This window comes from Cellulosimicrobium composti (assembly GCF_010287905.1).
GTDB lineage: Bacteria > Actinomycetota > Actinomycetes > Actinomycetales > Cellulomonadaceae > Cellulosimicrobium > Cellulosimicrobium composti.
In genome coordinates, this window is sequence record NZ_JAAFAN010000013.1 from 1 (window position 1) to 14,705 (window position 14,705).

The window sequence follows — 14,705 nt, forward strand, 5'->3', positions numbered from 1 at the left end:
CCCGGCGTCTGCTCCTTCGGCATGGCTCCATCCTCGTTTCCAAGGTCAGGAACCTCCAACAAACCCAGGGCGATTCACTCAGCCGTTCGAGCCGACGTTGGGTGTTCGGTTTGGGTCCAGCCGGGTCCACCTGGAGTGAAGGAGGACGCGCGGCGTCGGCTGCGCGAGTCCTCTCCCGCACGCGACCCGACCGCGGCGGGCGGCTGCCGCGTAGATCATCTATATTCAGAGAATGGTGAATCTAGATCGTCGGCTCGTGCGCCCCGGCGCCGAGATCGCGTTCGCGGACTCGGGCGGGGACGGCCCGGTCGTCGTGCTGATCCACGGCGCGGGGGTCGACCACTCGATGTTCGACGAGCAGGTCCCGGTGCTGGCAGGGCGCGGGTACCGCGTGGTCGTGGGGGACCTGCGGGGGCACGGGCAGTCGCCGCTCGCGCCGGGAGAGCGGTTCACGGCGGCCGACGCGCTCGACGACCTCGGCGCGCTGCTCGCCGCGTGCGGTGCGGACGTGCCCGTGCTCGTCGGGCACTCGCTCGGAGGCAACCTCGCGCAGGCGTTCGTCCGGGAGCGTCCGCGACACGTGGGCGGGCTGATCGTGCTCGACTCCACGTGGAACGCCGGACCGCTGTCCGTGCTCGAACGACTCGCCCTGCGGCTCGCCGCTCCCGCGCTCGCGGTGATCCCGGCCCGCAGGCTCCCGCGCGTCATGGCCCGGGCCTCGGCGGCGACCCCGGGCGCGAGGGCGAGGACGGAGGCGCTGTTCGCCCGGATGCCCCGGCGCACGTTCCTGGACGTGTGGCGTGCGACGGTGTCGTTCGTCGTGCCGGAGCCCGGCAGCCGGACCCCGGTGCCGCTCGCGCTCGTGCGCGGCGCCGAGGACCGTACCGGCAACATCGCCACGGCGACGCCCCGGTGGGCGCGGGCCGAGGGCATCGCCGAGCACGTCGTCCCGGGAGCCGGGCACATGGTCACCCTGGACGCCCCCGCGGAGACGTCGCGCCTGCTCGTCGACGTCCTCGACCGCTGGACGGGCGGGCCGGGAGCAGGGGAGCCTGCGCGATGACCCCCGAGCAGGAACGGTTCGTCAGCACGATGGGCGACACGATGGCGGCGTGGAACCTTCCGCGCGCCACGGGTCGCACGTACGGGTTCCTCCTCCTCCAGGGGGCGCCGTCCAGCTCCGACGACCTGCGCGCCGCGCTGGGGCTCAGCGCGGGGGCGGTCAGCACGGCGACCCGGGAGCTCGTGTCGTGGGGGCTGGCGCGGACGATCGCCCAGCCCGGCAGCAGGCGACTCCTCGTCGAGGCGGCGGGCGGCCTCGAGCAGCTCCTCGCCGCGAGCATCGAGCGCGCGCGCACGTTCATCCGCGCGCTCCAGAGCGCCGAGGAGCTCACGGAGACGGCGCAGGCGGCCGCGCGGCTGCGCGACGTGACCGACCTGTTCGCCGCCTACGTCGACGCGGGCGCGGACGTCCTGCACCGGCACCGGGAGCCGTGACGCACCGGCGGGGCGTGCCCTCGCGGACCCGGCGGGAGGTCAGGGCGCGAGCGGCGGTCGCCCCGCGGCGTCGAGGACGAGGCTCGCGATCTCGCGCGGGTGCGTGACGATCGAGAGGTGTCCGCTGTCGAGCTCGATCGTCGTGGCGCCCATGCGGTCGGCGAGGAACCGCTCGAGCTCCGGAGACGTCGTCCGGTCGTCGCGGGAGACCGCGTACCAGCACGGCTTGCCGTGCCACGCCGCCCGCGTGGTCCGGGACGCGAACAGGGTGCCCGAGACCGGCCCCTGGACGGCGTGCAGCACCCGGGCGCGGGCCGGGTCGACGCCGTTGGCGAAGTCGTCGAGGAAGGCCGCCTCGGAGAGCTGGGCGAACCCGTCGTCGGACCGGACCAGCCCGGCGTTCGCCGGCGGCGTCGGGAAGGTGGCCGCGAGCGCCGCGTAGTCCTCGCCCGCGTCGGGCGCGCGGGCCGCGACGTAGACGAGGCTCGACACCGTCTCGTGGTCGCCGACCTCGCTGATCACGGTCCCCGCCCAGGAGTGCCCGGCGAGGACCGTCGGCCCGTCCTGGCGGTCGAGGGCGCGCCGCGTGGCGGCCGCGTCGTCCGCGAGCGACGTGAGCGGGTTCTGGACCGCGGTGACCGTGAGTCCTGCCTCCTGCAGCAGGTCGACGACCGCGGCCCACGACGAGCCGTCGGCGTAGGCGCCGTGCACGAGCACCACGTTGTCGGCGGTCGGCGCCGTGGCCGAGGTCTGCGCGTCGGACATGGGGGCGGCCTCTCGTCGATCCGGGTCGGGACGTTCGGGGCGGTGTCGCGGACGACGGCGTCGCGGACGTCGGGCCGCGGACGACAGCCGACCGGATCACCCCCACCTCTCCCACCCTGGTGCTGCCGGCCGGTGCGGGGGAACGGTCAGACGACTCGACTCGTCGGTGCGCGACGACTCGGGGTTCGTGAGTCATTCGTCGCTACCGGCACGGGAGGGTGGTCGTGTTGGCTCGTGCTCCGAGCGTCGGCGGCCGGGCCGTCGCGCGTGCCCGGAGGGGAGGGGTCGAGGATGGGTCCCCGACCGGTCACGGAGTCTCCGGGCGGCCGGCCGTCGCCGCCCGCCCGGTTCGCCGCGCTCGACGTCCCGAACTACCGCCGCTTCATCGCGGGGCAGGGCGTGAGCCTGGTCGGGTCGTGGACCGAGACGGTGGCCCAGGGGGTGCTCGTCCTGGGCATGACGGGGTCGCCGGTCGACCTGGGGATCGTCGCCGCGGCCCGGTACCTCCCGGTCCTGCTCCTCGCCCCCTACGCCGGGGTCCTCGTCGACCGGCACGACCGCCGTCGCACCCTGCTCGTGACGCAGTCGTCGCTCGCGTGCCTGGCGCTCGCGTTCGGGGTCGTCGTGCTTACCGGCCACCAGTCGCTGCCGCTCGCGATGGCCGTCGCGGTCGCGTTCGGCGTGCTCACGGCCGTGGACAACCCCGCGCGCATGGCGCTGATCCCGGAGCTCGTCGGGCGCGAGGCGCTCCACAGCGCCGTGACGCTCAACAGCATCCTCGCGAACGTGGGTCGCGGCGTGGGCCCCGTGGTGGCGGCGGCGCTCATCGGGAGCGTGGGCATCGGGTGGTGCTTCGTCGCGAACGCCGGGAGCTTCGTGCTCGTCATCGCGCTCCTGCTCTCGATGCGGACCGCGGACATCCGGTCCGACGGGCGGATCCCGCGCCAGCGGGGCCAGCTGCGTGCGGCCCTGCGCGTCGTCCGCGGCAACGCCCAGCTCCTCGGGCCGCTCGCCATGATGGCCGTGGTGGGCACGCTCGCGTACGAGTACGAGGTGAGCCTGCCCGTCTTCGGCGAGCACTCGCTCGCCGGAGGGCCGGACGAGTACGCGTGGCTCACGGCCGGGTTCGGCGTCGGCTCGATCGCCGCGGGCGTCGTGCTGCTGTTCCGGCCCTGGACGGGGCTGTCCCGGATGATCGTCGTCACCGTGGGCTACGCGCTGGCGCTCGCGGTGACCGCTGCCGCGCCCGGCACGCGGTTCGCGAACGTGACGATCGTGCTCGTCGGGGCGTGCAGCATCGGCTTCCTCACGACGGGCAACGCCACCGTGGCAGCTGTACGCACCCCCGGGGATGCGGGGCCGCGTGACGTCGCTGTGGACGACGGCGTTCCTCGGGACGACGCCGGTCGGCGCACTCGTCGTCGGCTGGGTCGGCCAGGAGCTCGGCGGTCGCGCGGCGGTGGCGCTCGCGGCGGCGGCGTGCGCGGTGGCGGTCGGCGTCGGCGTGCTCGTGCGGGCGCGGGTCCCGTCGCCCGCGGAGCCGGCTCCCGCCGGTGTGGGCGCCGCGCCCTAGCATCGGTGCGTCGGTCGGAACGGGGCGGTGAGGGAGACGGTGCGCGGGACGGACGTGGTGTCGCTCGGTCGCGACGGGCCACGACCGTGAGCACGTACGCCGTGCACGTCGGGCAGCCCGGGCAGGGCCGGGTCGAGCACGTGGTCGACGGCACGCCCGAGCCCGTCCGCGAGACGTGGGACGACACGAACCGCTGGTACCCGGCCCTCCTCGCCCAGGGCGGCCGCGTGGAGCGGTCGCACGACCTCCGCCTGGCGCACGTCGTGCTGCGGCGCTCGCGCCTGGTCGCCGGGACGGCGCTCGCGCGGGCCGCGGCGGGCCCGTGGGACGCGCTCGAGCCCGTCCCGGCCGGTCCCGACCCGCTCGCGCACCCGCGCCCCGTCGGCCTGTTCGAGCTCTCGCCGTCGAGCGGATCGGCGGCAGCGCCCGCGCTCGACGTCGTCGCGGAGCTGCGCGCGCAGCTCGCCGCGGTCGCGGGCGCCGAGGGGCCAGACGGCCCGGGCCGGCTGCGGACGCTGCTCGCCGCCGAGTCCGCCGGGGCGCTCGTCGCGGCCGAGATGCACCACGCGGGCGTCCCGTGGCGCGCGGACGTGCACGACCGGATCCTGCGCGACGCGCTCGGCCCGCGGCCGCGCCCGGGCGAGCGGCCGGCGCGCATGGAGGAGCTCGCGGCGGCCGTCCGCGCGGCGCTCGACGCGCCGCCGTCGCTCAACCCCGACTCGCACCCGGACCTGCTCAAGGCGTTGCAGTACGCGGGCGTCGGCGTCCGGTCGCTGCGCAAGGGGGAGCTCGAGCGCACGGACCACCCCGTCGTCGCGCCGCTGCTCGAGTACAAGAGGCTCTCGCGGCTGCTCACCGCGAACGGCTGGTCCTGGCTCGACACCTGGGTGCGCGACGGCCGGTTCCGCACGGAGTACGTGGTGGGCGGGGTCGTCACGGGCCGGTGGGCGTCGAGCGGCGGCGGGGCGCTGCAGCTGCCGCGCCAGGTGCGCCGCGCGGTCGTGGCGGACCCGGGCTGGCGGCTCGTCGTCGCCGACGCGGCCCAGCTGGAGCCGCGCGTGCTGGCGGGCCTCGCGCACGACGAGCGCATGGCCGCGGCGGGGCGCGGCGGCGACCTGTACGCGGGCATCGTCGCGTCGGGTGCGGTCGCGACGCGCGAGCACGCGAAGGTCGGGATGCTCGGCGCGATGTACGGGGGCACGACGGGCGACAGCGCCGTGGTCCTGCCGCGCCTGGCCCGGGCGTTCCCCGACGCGATCGGCCTCGTCGAGCGCGCCGCGCAGGCGGGGGAGCGCGGCGAGGTCGTGACGACCCTCCTGGGCCGCAGCTCGCCGCGCCCCGGGGAGTCGTGGCACGCCGCGCAGGACGGCGCGTACGCCGCGGACGACGCCGTGCCGGGAGACGGGGACGTCGCCGACCCGTCGGGCCGCGGACCCGACGCCCAGGCCCGGGCGCGCTCGTACACCCGGGCCTGGGGCCGGTTCACGCGGAACTTCGTCGTGCAGGGCACGGCGGCCGAGTGGGCGCTGTGCTGGCTCGCCTCGATCCGGCGCCGCCTGTGGGACCTCCCCGTCGCAGCGACGCCGGGCGCCGCGCCCGAGCCGTTCGCGGCGCGTACGCACCTCGTGTTCTTCCTCCACGACGAGGTCGTCGTGCACGCGCCCGCCGAGCTCGCCGACGCCGTGGCCGCCGAGGTGCGCGCCGCGGCCGAGGAGGCGGGCCGGCTCCTGTTCGGCGCCTTCCCGGTCGACTTCCCGCTCACGGTCGCGGTCGTCGACCACTACGCCGAGGCGAAGTGACGCGGACGGCTCAGCGCCGCGGCTCGCCGCGGTAGGTGCCGAACGACCAGAGGTTGCCCTCGGGGTCGCGCAGCACGAGCTCGCGCGAGCCGTAGTCGGTGTCGCGCAGCGGCACGACGACGCGGCCGCCCGCCGCGGCCGCCCGCTCCTGCAGCCGGGCGTGCAGCGCGTCGATCTCGTCCTCGGGCACGACGACGTACGTGCCGCACGTCCCCGGCTCGCGCGACCACTCGCGCTCGGGCGAGTGGCTGCCGAGCATGATGCCGCCCCCGTGCGGCCAGTCCAGCTGCGCGTGCGCGACGTCGCGGCCGTCGCCCGCCATGACGGCGGTCGGGACGAACCCGACGACGTCGGTGAGGAACGCGACGAGGGCGCGCGCGTCGTGCGCCTGGAGCGTGGGCCAGACGTGCTGGGCCGGAGGCGTCGCCGTGGCGGTCGTCGCGGTCGTGTCAGCGGTGTTCCGGGTGCTCTCGTGGGTGCTCATGGTCCCAGCCTGGGCCGTCGGTGTGGCCCCCGGCTTGGATGTTCCCGACCTCCTCGCGGACCCAGCCGGTCGGGGTCGTGCCGGCGAACCGCCGGAAGTCGCGCACGAGGTGGGAGTGGTCGGCGTACCCGGCGTCCGCGGCGACGTCCGCGAGCGTGCGGGGTCCGCGGCCGAGGGCGAGTCGCTGCACCGCGCGACGCGCGGCGTCGAACCGCGCGAGCCCGCGCGCGGCGCGGGGCGACACCCCGAGCTCCGCCCGGAACAGAGTCTCCAGGCGGCGCTCGCCCAGGGTCACGTGGCGCGCGACGTCCCGGACCCGGGCCCGGCCGCGCGTGCGCACGAGCACGCGCCACGCCTCCGCGACCTCGGGACGCACGCCGTCGCGCCGGGCGCAGGAGCTGTCGCGCGCGAACGTCGCGCGCACGACGTCGAACGCCGCGGGCCACGAGTGCGCCTCGGCCACCCGCTCGCGCAACCGCTCCGCCACGCGCCCGAGCACCGCGTCCGCGTCCTCGACGAGGCCCAGCTCGCCGGCGCGGACGCCGAGCAGGTCGCGGCACGCGAGCGGGTCGAGGGCGAGCTGCACGCCCGCCTGCTCGGGCGGCTGGTGGATGTACGCGGGCCGCGTGTGCAGACCGCCGACGAGCGACGCGTAGCCCACCGGGGCCTCGTCCGGCCCGACCGCGGTCGGCACGGCGCCCGCGGTGCTCACGACGAGCGTGAGCCACGGCGACGGCAGGCCGCGGTGGACGGGCGGCGTGCCGTCCGTCGCCGCGGTCCGCAGGCGGTACCCGACCATCGACACCACGCCGGGCGGCAGCGCGCCGGGCCGTGCCCGCACGAACTCGTGCATCCGACCACGCTAGACGCCGTGCGCACCCCTCACAGCCCGAGCCGCCCCGAGGCCGACGACCCGCTCAGGCGGAGGGCCGCAGCCCGCGCACCTGAGGGACGTCGGTGCCCTGTGCGGCACGCCGCACGTGCGAGCGCGCGTGCTCGACCGCCGCGTCGAGCGAGTCGAAGAGGTGGTTCTCGTGCCGCAGCTCGGCGAGCGCCCCGACGTTCGTCAGCAGCGCCCGGTGCCGCTCCTGCACGCCCTTGACCAGCACGGTCACGCCGCGCGCCTCGAGCCCCTCGACGAGCTCGCCGAGCGCCTTCGCGCCGGTCGCGTCGACCATCCGGAGCTGGGACAGGCGCAGCACGACGACCACGACGTCGTCGTGCACCGAGGCGTCGGTGACCTCGGTGAGCACGCGCTCCGCGGCCCCGAAGAACATCGACCCCTCGAGGCGGAACAGCGCGACGTGCTCGTCGCCGGGCTGCGCGGGCCCCGGGAGCGGGTCCCGGTGCACGCCCGACGCCCGGGCGACGGCCCGCAGCGCGAAGAACGCGGCGACGACCACGCCGATCTCGATCGCCTGCACGAGGTCGAACGCGACGGTGACGAACGCGGTGACGGCGAACGTCGCGGCGCTCGAGCGCCCGGCGCCCAGCACGGCGCGCGCGGTCCGGGCGCTCGTCATGCGCAGGCTCGTCACCATGAGCACGCCCGCGAGCGCGGCGAGCGGGATCCGCGACACCGGGCCGGTCGCGAGGTAGATGACGGCGAGGATCACGAGCGCGTGCACCACGGCGGCGAGGCGCGTGCGCGCTCCCGAGCGCACGTTGACGGCGGTCCGGGCGATCGCGCCGGTCGCCGGCATGCCGCCGAAGAGCCCGCTCGCGACGGACGCGAGCCCCTGCCCGACGAGCTCGCGGTCGGGCTGGTACACGGACCCGCCGGGGGACCCGGCCTGGGCCATCGACGCGGCGACCCGCGCGGAAAGGAGCGACTCGATCGCGGCGAGCGCGGCGATCGCGAGCGCGGCGCCGCCGAGCTCGCGCAGCGCGCCGGGCGTGACCGACGGCAGCACGGGCGCGGGCAGCGACGCGGGCAGCGCCCCGATGCGCGCGACCGGTGCGCCTACGGCCTCGACGAGGGCCGTCACGAGGACGACGGCGACGAGCGACGCGGGGATCCCGGGGTGCAGGCGCGGGAGCAGGAGCATCGTGACGGCGACGAGCGCGACGCAGCCCAGCGCCCACAGGGCGGGGGCGAGCGTGCCGGCGCTCGCGGCGGTGCCCAGCGCCGCGAGCGCGGTGACGAGCGTGTTGTGACCGGGGTCGGCGGGCACGCCGACGGCGGCCGGGACCTGCTGGAGGAAGATGATGCACGCGATCCCGAGCGTGAAGCCCTCGACGACGGGCCACGGGACGTACGTGACGACGCGGCCGAGGCGCGCGACGCCCGCGACGAGCACGACGACGCCCGCGAGCACGGTGACGAGCGCGACGGAGCCCGGCCCGTGCGTCGCGACGACCGGCGCGAGCACCACGGCCATCGCGCCCGTGGGTCCCGAGACCTGGTGGTGCGACCCGCCGAGCACGGCGGCGACGACTCCCGCGACGACGGCGGTGACGAGACCGGCGGCGGCCCCGATCCCGGAGCTGACGCCGAACGCGAGCGCGAGCGGGAGCGCGACGACGCCGACCGTGACGCCCGCGAGGAGGTCGGCGCGCAGGGTGCGGGGGCGCAGGTCGTAGTCGGAGCGGCGGGGGAGCAGGTCGCGCAGGGCCGCGGTGCGGGGGCTCATGCCCGTGCCGGGGCGGTCGCGTCGAGCACGGCGCGCGCCGACGCGCCGGGCAGCGCGGGGAGCCGCCGTGCGGCCTCGAGCCGGTCGGACGCCCCGGCGAGGCTCGACAGGAGGAACGCGCGCGCGACGACGAGCAGCTCGGCGACGAGGGGCTCGGCGAGGCGGTACTCGACGGCGTTGCCGCTGCGGGTCGAGGTGACGACCCCGGCGCGGCGCAGCACGGCGAGGTGCTGGGAGAGCTGGGAGGGCTCGCACCCGGTGACCTCGAGCAGGTGGGACACGGGTGCCGTGTGGTCGGCGTCGGCCGCGAGGACCTCGAGCACCTGGATGCGCGTGGGGTGCGCGAGGCAGCGGAAGAGCTCCGCCTTGATGCGGTAGAGCGGCGCGGTCGCGTCGGCGGGCAGGCCGGCGTCCTGCGCGCCGTCGGGTCGGTGCGTGCCGGGCACGGGACGTCCTCCTCGGCTGATGGATTGCGCAATCCATCAAACCACACCTGGGCGCCGCCGTGCGCCGCGCGGGATAGCCTGCCGCCATGAGCGCCGAGCCCGACCCGCGGACCGACCCGACACGCCCCGGTGCGCCGAGCCCCGACGTGACGAGCCCCGACCCCACCGAGCCCGCGGGGAGCGCGCCCGCGACGCTCGCGCGCGTCGTCCGCACCCTCGACGAGCTCTACCCGCCCTCGACGGCGGAGGACTGGGACGCCGTCGGCCTCGTCGCGGGCGACCCGGCTGCGCCCGTGCGCAAGGTGCTCCTCGCCGTCGACCCCGTCGAGGAGGTCGCGGACGAGGCGCTCGCGTGGGGCGCGGACCTGCTCGTGACCCACCACCCGCTCTTCCTGCGGCCCGTCCACTCGGTCGCCGCGACGACGTTCAAGGGCTCGCTCGTGCACCGGCTCATCCGGGGCGGGTGCGCGCTCTACGTCGCGCACACGAACGCCGACGCCGCGGAGCGCGGGGTCGCGGACGCGCTCGCCGACGCGCTCGACCTGCTGCACCGCGTGCCCCTCGTGCCGCACGCGCCGTCGTCGCCGCACGAGCCGCCGCGGACCGGGACCGGCCGGGTCGGCCGGCTCGCGGAGCCGACGACGCTGCGCGGCTTCGCGCAGCGCGTCGCCGAGGTCCTGCCACCGACGGTGCAGGGCGTGCGCGTCGCGGGAGACCTCGACGCGCGCGTCGAGTCCGTCGCGGTCGTCGGCGGCTCGGGCGACTCGCTGTTCGACGCCGTCCGCGCGAGCGCCGCCGACGTCTACCTCACGTCCGACCTGCGCCACCACCCGGTCTCCGAGCTGCGCGAGCGCGCGCGGCTCGAGGGCGGCGGCGACGCCGGGACGCCGTACCTCGTCGACGTGCCCCACTACGCGTCCGAGTGGCCCTGGCTCCGCTACGCTGCCGAGGACCTCGAGCGCGAGCTCGCGCGGTCGGGCGCGGCCGTCGAGACGCGCGTGAGCACGCTCGTCACCGACCCGTGGACCGCGCGGATCGCGTCCCCGGGCCGCGACCCCGGACCCGCGGCCCCCTGACCGGTCCGCCGCCCGCCGTCGACCACCCGACCCTCGCCGACACGCACGCCGGCCCCGCACCGGGGCCCACGAAAGGATCCCTCCGTGGCCACTGCACCGCCCGCCGACCAGCTCCGCCTGCTCGACGTCCAGGAGCTCGACACGCGTGCCCAGCAGCTCGCGCACCAGCGCAAGAACCTGCCCGAGCACGCGCGCATCGCCGAGCTCGACGCCCAGCTCGCCGACCTGCACGGCAAGCTCGTCGAGTCGCGGACCGCGGTGAGCGACCTCAAGCGCGAGCTCGCCAAGGCCGAGGCCGACGTCGAGCAGGTGCGCACGCGCGCGGCCCGCGACCAGTCGCGGCTCGACTCCGGCCAGGTGGGCGCCAAGGACGCGCAGGCGCTCGTGGCCGAGCTCGAGTCCCTCGCGCGCCGCCAGGGCGTGCTCGAGGAGGTCGAGCTCGACGTCATGGAGCGGCTCGAGGCGCACGAGGAGGCCCTCGCGAAGCTCGAGGCCGCGAGCGCCGAGCTCGAGTCGGCGAAGGCCGAGGTCGTGGCGGCGCGCGACGCGCGCTACGCCGAGCTCGACGCGGAGGCGGCCCAGGTCGCGGGGCGTCGTGCCGACGCCGTCGCGGGCCTCGACGCGGGGCTCCTCGCGCTGTACGAGCGCGTGCGCGACCAGAACGGCGGGCGCGGCGTGGTCGCGCTGCGCGGGCAGCTCGTCGAGGGCCTCAACGTCACGCTGAGCCCGGCCGAGCTCGCGACGATCACGTCCGCCGCCCCGGACCAGGTGGTGCGGCTCGAGGACTACGGCCACATCGTGGTGCGGCCGGAGGGCGTCGGCGCGTGAGCGGCGCGCGGCACCTCGTCGTCGAGGCGGACGGCGGGTCGCGGGGGAACCCCGGGCCCGCGGGCTTCGGGGCGCTCGTGCGCGACGCCGCGAGCGGCCGGGTGCTCGCGGAGCGGGCCGCGTTCCTCGGTACGACGACGAACAACGTCGCGGAGTACTCGGGTCTCGTCGCGGGCCTGCGCGCCGCGGCCGAGGTCGACCCGGACGCGCGCGTCACGGTCCGCATGGACTCGCGGCTCGTCGTCGAGCAGATGTCGGGGCGCTGGCAGATCAAGCACGACGACATGCGTCGCCTCGCGGCCGAGGCCGCGGCCGTGCTGCCCGCGGACCGGGTGACGTACGAGTGGGTGCCGCGCGCGCAGAACGCCGCCGCGGACGCGCTCGCGAACGAGGCGATGGACACCGCCGGGACCGTCGCGCGGGACTACCCGGACGGTCCCGCGGACGACGTGCCGGCCGAGCCCGCGGAGCAGGTCGCGTCCGACGCGCCGGACGAGGCCACGGACGGGGACGCGTTCGACACGCCGTCCCGCCCGTCGGGCGTGGCGGTCCGGTTCGACGACGCGCCCGCCCTCACGGTCGTGCTCGTGCGCCACGGGCAGACGCCGCTCACCGTCGCCGGGGCCTTCAGCGGCTCGTCGGTGCCCGGGCCCTCGCTCACGCCGCGCGGCCGGACGCAGGCGGCGCAGGCCGCCGACCTCGTGTTCCGGATCGGGCGCCAGGCGTGGCCGGACGTGCCGCGGCCGACGGCGATCGTCAGCTCGCCGATGGTCCGGGCGCAGGAGACGGCGCGCGCGATCAGCCGCCGGCTCGGGGTCGCCGTCACGACCGACGAGCGGTTCGCCGAGGTGCACTTCGGCGAGTGGGAGGGTCTCACGGCCGCGGAGATCGACGACGCGTGGCCCGGTCGCCGGCACGCCTGGTACACGACCGGCACGACCGCCGCGCCGGGCGGCGAGTCCGCCGCGGACGTGGGCGCGCGCGTCTGGCAGGGCCTGCAGGACCTCGTCGCCACGCTCCTGCCGTCGGCGGGGCCGGCGGGCCGCACGGTCGTCGTCGTCGGTCACGCCGTGCAGGTGCGCGCGGCGATCGGCACCGCGGTCGGAGCGCCGCCCGCCCAGTGGTCGCGCGTGCGCGTGCCGCCCGCGTCGGTGAGCATCCTGCGCCTGTGGGCGGACGGCACGAGCGAGCTCACCGCGCAGGGCGTCCCGACCGACCTCTGAGCCTGCTGCGGGCGTCCGTCCCCCGCGAGGTCGGACCGCCGGTCGCGGGGTCGAGCTCCGCGCGCTCTCCCACGGGGCGGCAGGTCCTGACTCGCGGCCGGAGTCCGGCTCGCCGGGACGGGTTCACCTCGTGCGGGGCTTCGCCGCCTTGGCGGGCTCCGCGAGGGCGTGCTCGACGGCCGTCACGACCCACGCGTCGAGCTCGTCGGGGTCGGCGACGCGTCCGCCGTCGACGACGATCATCCCCGTCATCGCGCGACCGCCCATCTCCATGACGGCGCCGCCGCGTTCGAGCGCCGCGTCCGTGCCGTCCCTGCCGACCCGCACCATGAGGTCGTCCCCGGTGACGCCGAGGGCCATGTGCGTGTTGACGAGGAACGCGATCCCGCCGAACATCTTCCGCTCGTCGAACGGGGCGCGCGGCCCCAGGGCGGCGCGGATCCGCTCGGCGAGGTCCTCGCTGTAGACCATGGGTCCACTGTGGACCTCGACCCGCCGGACCGCAGCGCGGGCGAGCCCGCGGCCTCGGCCGCCCGGCAGTCGTTCAGGCGATGACGAGCTCGAGCGTGCGCGGCCCGGTGCGCGTCGTGGCGTCGTGCAGCCAGGCCTCGAGGAGCCGGTAGCTCAGCCCGGAGCCGACCTCGGTGCCGATCACCGTGCCGACGAGCTCGCGGGCGGCGTCGAGCAGGCCGTCGGCCGACGTCGGCGCCGCGGCGGCCCGGCGCAGCAGGTGCCCCGCGAGCACGCCGCGCGTGTGCTTGGCGTTGTGCGAGACGACGGTGCGCTTCCCGGCGTGCTCGCGCACGACGCGCACGGCCACCCAGTCGGCCGACCGCGGTCCCGTCGTCGCGGGCTTCCACGCGCCCACGTACGTGGCCGACCGGCAGTCGACGACGACGTCGCCCGCCGCGCGCTCGTCGAGCACCGGGGCGAGGTGCGGGCGCCAGGCCGTGGCGAGCCTCCCGACACCGGGGAGGTCGACGGCCATGGACAGCCGGTATGCGGGCACGCGGTCGGCGGGGGAGAGCGCGCCCCACAGGCCGGAGACCACGCGCACGTCCTCCCGCGCGCGCCGTGCGGGCTCACCGCCCGCCGCGAGCGCGCCCGCGAGGTCCGCCGCGCCGTACAGCACGCCGGTGTAGACGTCGGCCGCGGGACCGGCCGGGGCCGAGCGCAGCGTCGTGTTGCGCCGCACCTCGTCGGCGAGCCCCGGCGTCGTGCCGAGCACCTCGTGCGCGTCGGGCCGCGCGCTCGCGGCGGCGAGCGCGTCGAGGACCGTCGCGCGGTGCGCGGTGAGGACGGGGGAGGTGAGCGCGTCGAGGTCGACCGGTGCGGCGCCGTCGGGCGCGGGGGTCTTGCCCTCGGACGGGGGGAGGAGCACGAGCACCGGGTCACTCTACGAGCGCGGTCGGCGTCGCCGCCGCGGGTGACCGGGGCCGACGGCCGTGGGGTGCGTCACGGTTACGCTCGCCCGATGGCCCAGGTGAAGATCTACGGACGGCGCAGCGTGTGGGGGCAGCGGCGGGCGGAGGTGTCCGACGCGCTGCACGACGCGCTCGTGCGCACGTGGCAGCTGCCGCCGGACAAGCGGTTCCACCGGTTCCTGCTCCTCGACGACGACGACATGGTCGCCCCGCGCTCGGACGCGTACCTCGTCGTCGAGGTCGTGTGCTTCACGGGCCGCACGCGCGAGGCCAAGCGCGCGCTGGTCGCGGCCCTGTACGACGACGTCGCGCCCGCCCTCGGCCTGACCGCGGACGACGTGGAGCTCGTGATCCTCGAGAGCCCGCGCGAGAGCTGGGGCATCCGCGGGGTCAGCGGCGACGAGCTCGCGCTGCCCTACCGCGTCGACGTCTGAGCGCACCCGTCCCGGAGCCGCCCGGGCGGGCGGTACCCTTGCCGGTGCGGACGAGTCGGTCGGACGGTCGCGTCGAGAGGCCTCGTGCCCCTCGCCGAGGAACGTCCGGGCTCCGAAGGGCAAGGTGGTGGGTAACGCCCACCCGGGGTGACCCGCGGGACAGTGCCACAGAGAACAGACCGCCGCGCAGGACGGGCTCCGGCCCGGCCCGCGCGGTAAGGGTGAAACGGTGGTGTAAGAGACCACCAGCGGGCCGGGTGACCGGTCCGGCTCGGTAAACCCCACCTGGAGCAAGGTCAGACAGACTGTGCCTGAGGGCTGCCCGCCCGATTCTCCACGGAGAAGCACAGTCGGGTAGACCGCTCGAGGCGTGCGGCAACGCACGTCCTAGATGGATGACCGTCGCCCGCGCGGGGGTGACCGCGCGCGGGAACAGAACCCGGCGTACAGACCGGCTCGTCCGCCCGCCTCTCCCGGCACCACCGGGAGGACGGGACCGTCCGCCCTGCTCGTGCCGAGGAGA

14 protein-coding genes, 1 other RNA gene and 1 pseudogene are annotated in these 14,705 nt (G+C 76.7%); 9 read left to right on the forward strand and 7 right to left on the reverse strand.

What is annotated here, in order from left to right:
• Window positions 1-232 precede the first annotated feature (232 nt).
• Both GYH36_RS05675 and GYH36_RS05680 read left to right on the forward strand, forming a co-directional pair.
• A complete protein-coding gene (locus tag GYH36_RS05675) occupies window positions 233-1,063 on the forward strand; it encodes an alpha/beta fold hydrolase (RefSeq protein ID WP_115942750.1) in 831 nt (276 codons plus the stop codon).
• Window positions 1,060-1,497 (forward strand): GbsR/MarR family transcriptional regulator, encoded by a 438-nt coding sequence (locus GYH36_RS05680; protein ID WP_115942749.1) that lies wholly within the window; start codon window positions 1,060-1,062, stop codon window positions 1,495-1,497. Before GYH36_RS05675 ends, GYH36_RS05680 begins: the two co-directional genes overlap by 4 nt.
• Window positions 1,498-1,536: 39 nt before the next feature.
• Here GYH36_RS05680 and GYH36_RS05685 read toward each other — a convergent pair whose 3' ends face one another.
• Window positions 1,537-2,262: an alpha/beta fold hydrolase gene (locus tag GYH36_RS05685; protein WP_162289355.1), complete on the reverse strand. Its 726-nt coding sequence runs from the start codon at window positions 2,260-2,262 to the stop codon at window positions 1,537-1,539.
• A gap of 291 nt (window positions 2,263-2,553) precedes the next feature.
• Here GYH36_RS05685 and GYH36_RS19580 point away from each other — a divergent pair.
• Window positions 2,554-3,597 (forward strand): annotated as a pseudogene (locus GYH36_RS19580) (MFS transporter); the annotation flags it as partial.
• A 378-nt stretch (window positions 3,598-3,975) separates the two neighbouring features.
• Window positions 3,976-5,634: a bifunctional 3'-5' exonuclease/DNA polymerase gene (locus GYH36_RS19585; RefSeq protein WP_312028521.1), complete on the forward strand. Its 1,659-nt coding sequence runs from the start codon at window positions 3,976-3,978 to the stop codon at window positions 5,632-5,634.
• 10 nt (window positions 5,635-5,644) lie between these two features.
• Here the strand turns inward: GYH36_RS19585 and GYH36_RS05695 are convergent, their stop codons facing one another.
• From GYH36_RS05695 to GYH36_RS05710, 4 genes are all read right to left on the reverse strand, one after another.
• A complete protein-coding gene (locus GYH36_RS05695; RefSeq protein ID WP_115942745.1) occupies window positions 5,645-6,118 on the reverse strand; it encodes a VOC family protein in 474 nt (157 codons plus the stop codon).
• Entirely contained in the window at window positions 6,084-6,971 is an 888-nt protein-coding gene (locus GYH36_RS05700) for an AraC family transcriptional regulator (protein ID WP_115942744.1), read from the reverse strand. Before GYH36_RS05700 ends, GYH36_RS05695 begins: the two co-directional genes overlap by 35 nt.
• Window positions 6,972-7,035: 64 nt before the next feature.
• On the reverse strand, window positions 7,036-8,751 hold the full coding sequence (locus GYH36_RS05705; protein ID WP_162289357.1) for a SulP family inorganic anion transporter: 1,716 nt from the start codon (window positions 8,749-8,751) through the stop codon (window positions 7,036-7,038).
• Window positions 8,748-9,197: an ArsR/SmtB family transcription factor gene (locus GYH36_RS05710; protein ID WP_231492890.1), complete on the reverse strand. Its 450-nt coding sequence runs from the start codon at window positions 9,195-9,197 to the stop codon at window positions 8,748-8,750. The genes GYH36_RS05705 and GYH36_RS05710 overlap by 4 nt, the downstream gene beginning before the upstream one ends.
• A gap of 86 nt (window positions 9,198-9,283) precedes the next feature.
• Between GYH36_RS05710 and GYH36_RS05715 the strand changes: the two genes are divergently transcribed.
• The 3 genes from GYH36_RS05715 (at window position 9,284) to GYH36_RS05725 (ending at window position 12,324) form a co-directional block, all read left to right on the forward strand.
• Window positions 9,284-10,273 carry a Nif3-like dinuclear metal center hexameric protein gene (locus GYH36_RS05715; RefSeq protein WP_162289358.1) on the forward strand — a complete coding sequence of 330 codons (990 nt, stop codon included), beginning with the start codon at window positions 9,284-9,286 and terminating at the stop codon, window positions 10,271-10,273.
• A gap of 84 nt (window positions 10,274-10,357) precedes the next feature.
• Window positions 10,358-11,101 carry a zinc ribbon domain-containing protein gene (locus GYH36_RS05720; protein ID WP_162289359.1) on the forward strand — a complete coding sequence of 248 codons (744 nt, stop codon included), beginning with the start codon at window positions 10,358-10,360 and terminating at the stop codon, window positions 11,099-11,101.
• The gene (locus GYH36_RS05725) at window positions 11,098-12,324 is read left to right on the forward strand and encodes a bifunctional RNase H/acid phosphatase (RefSeq protein ID WP_162289360.1); all 1,227 of its coding nucleotides are present in this window, start codon (window positions 11,098-11,100) and stop codon (window positions 12,322-12,324) included. The genes GYH36_RS05720 and GYH36_RS05725 overlap by 4 nt, the downstream gene beginning before the upstream one ends.
• 123 nt (window positions 12,325-12,447) lie before the next feature.
• On the opposite strand, the gene GYH36_RS05730 is transcribed toward GYH36_RS05725, so the two are convergent.
• The gene (locus tag GYH36_RS05730; RefSeq protein ID WP_024841730.1) at window positions 12,448-12,795 is read right to left on the reverse strand and encodes a TfoX/Sxy family protein; all 348 of its coding nucleotides are present in this window, start codon (window positions 12,793-12,795) and stop codon (window positions 12,448-12,450) included.
• 73 nt (window positions 12,796-12,868) lie between these two features.
• A complete protein-coding gene (locus GYH36_RS05735; RefSeq protein WP_162289361.1) occupies window positions 12,869-13,711 on the reverse strand; it encodes a YaaA family protein in 843 nt (280 codons plus the stop codon).
• An 87-nt stretch (window positions 13,712-13,798) separates the two neighbouring features.
• Here GYH36_RS05735 and GYH36_RS05740 point away from each other — a divergent pair, with 87 nt between their 5' ends.
• Together GYH36_RS05740 and rnpB are read left to right on the forward strand one after the other, a co-directional pair.
• Window positions 13,799-14,182 carry a tautomerase family protein gene (locus tag GYH36_RS05740; RefSeq protein WP_162289362.1) on the forward strand — a complete coding sequence of 128 codons (384 nt, stop codon included), beginning with the start codon at window positions 13,799-13,801 and terminating at the stop codon, window positions 14,180-14,182.
• Between the two features lie 51 nt (window positions 14,183-14,233).
• An RNA gene (rnpB, locus tag GYH36_RS05745) (RNase P RNA component class A) lies at window positions 14,234-14,645 on the forward strand.
• The last annotated feature ends 60 nt before the right edge of the window (window positions 14,646-14,705 follow it).

Coding starts and splice junctions, on each gene's coding strand:
- GYH36_RS05700 (WP_115942744.1), bottom strand. CDS start 6,971: ATGCACGAGTTCGTGCGGGCACGGCCCGGCGCGCTGCCGCCCGGCGTG.
- GYH36_RS05685 (WP_162289355.1), bottom strand. CDS start 2,262: ATGTCCGACGCGCAGACCTCGGCCACGGCGCCGACCGCCGACAACGTG.
- GYH36_RS05715 (WP_162289358.1), top strand. CDS start 9,284: ATGAGCGCCGAGCCCGACCCGCGGACCGACCCGACACGCCCCGGTGCG.
- GYH36_RS05740 (WP_162289362.1), top strand. CDS start 13,799: ATGGCCCAGGTGAAGATCTACGGACGGCGCAGCGTGTGGGGGCAGCGG.
- GYH36_RS05695 (WP_115942745.1), bottom strand. CDS start 6,118: ATGAGCACCCACGAGAGCACCCGGAACACCGCTGACACGACCGCGACG.
- GYH36_RS05730 (WP_024841730.1), bottom strand. CDS start 12,795: ATGGTCTACAGCGAGGACCTCGCCGAGCGGATCCGCGCCGCCCTGGGG.
- GYH36_RS05705 (WP_162289357.1), bottom strand. CDS start 8,751: ATGAGCCCCCGCACCGCGGCCCTGCGCGACCTGCTCCCCCGCCGCTCC.
- GYH36_RS05675 (WP_115942750.1), top strand. CDS start 233: ATGGTGAATCTAGATCGTCGGCTCGTGCGCCCCGGCGCCGAGATCGCG.
- GYH36_RS05680 (WP_115942749.1), top strand. CDS start 1,060: ATGACCCCCGAGCAGGAACGGTTCGTCAGCACGATGGGCGACACGATG.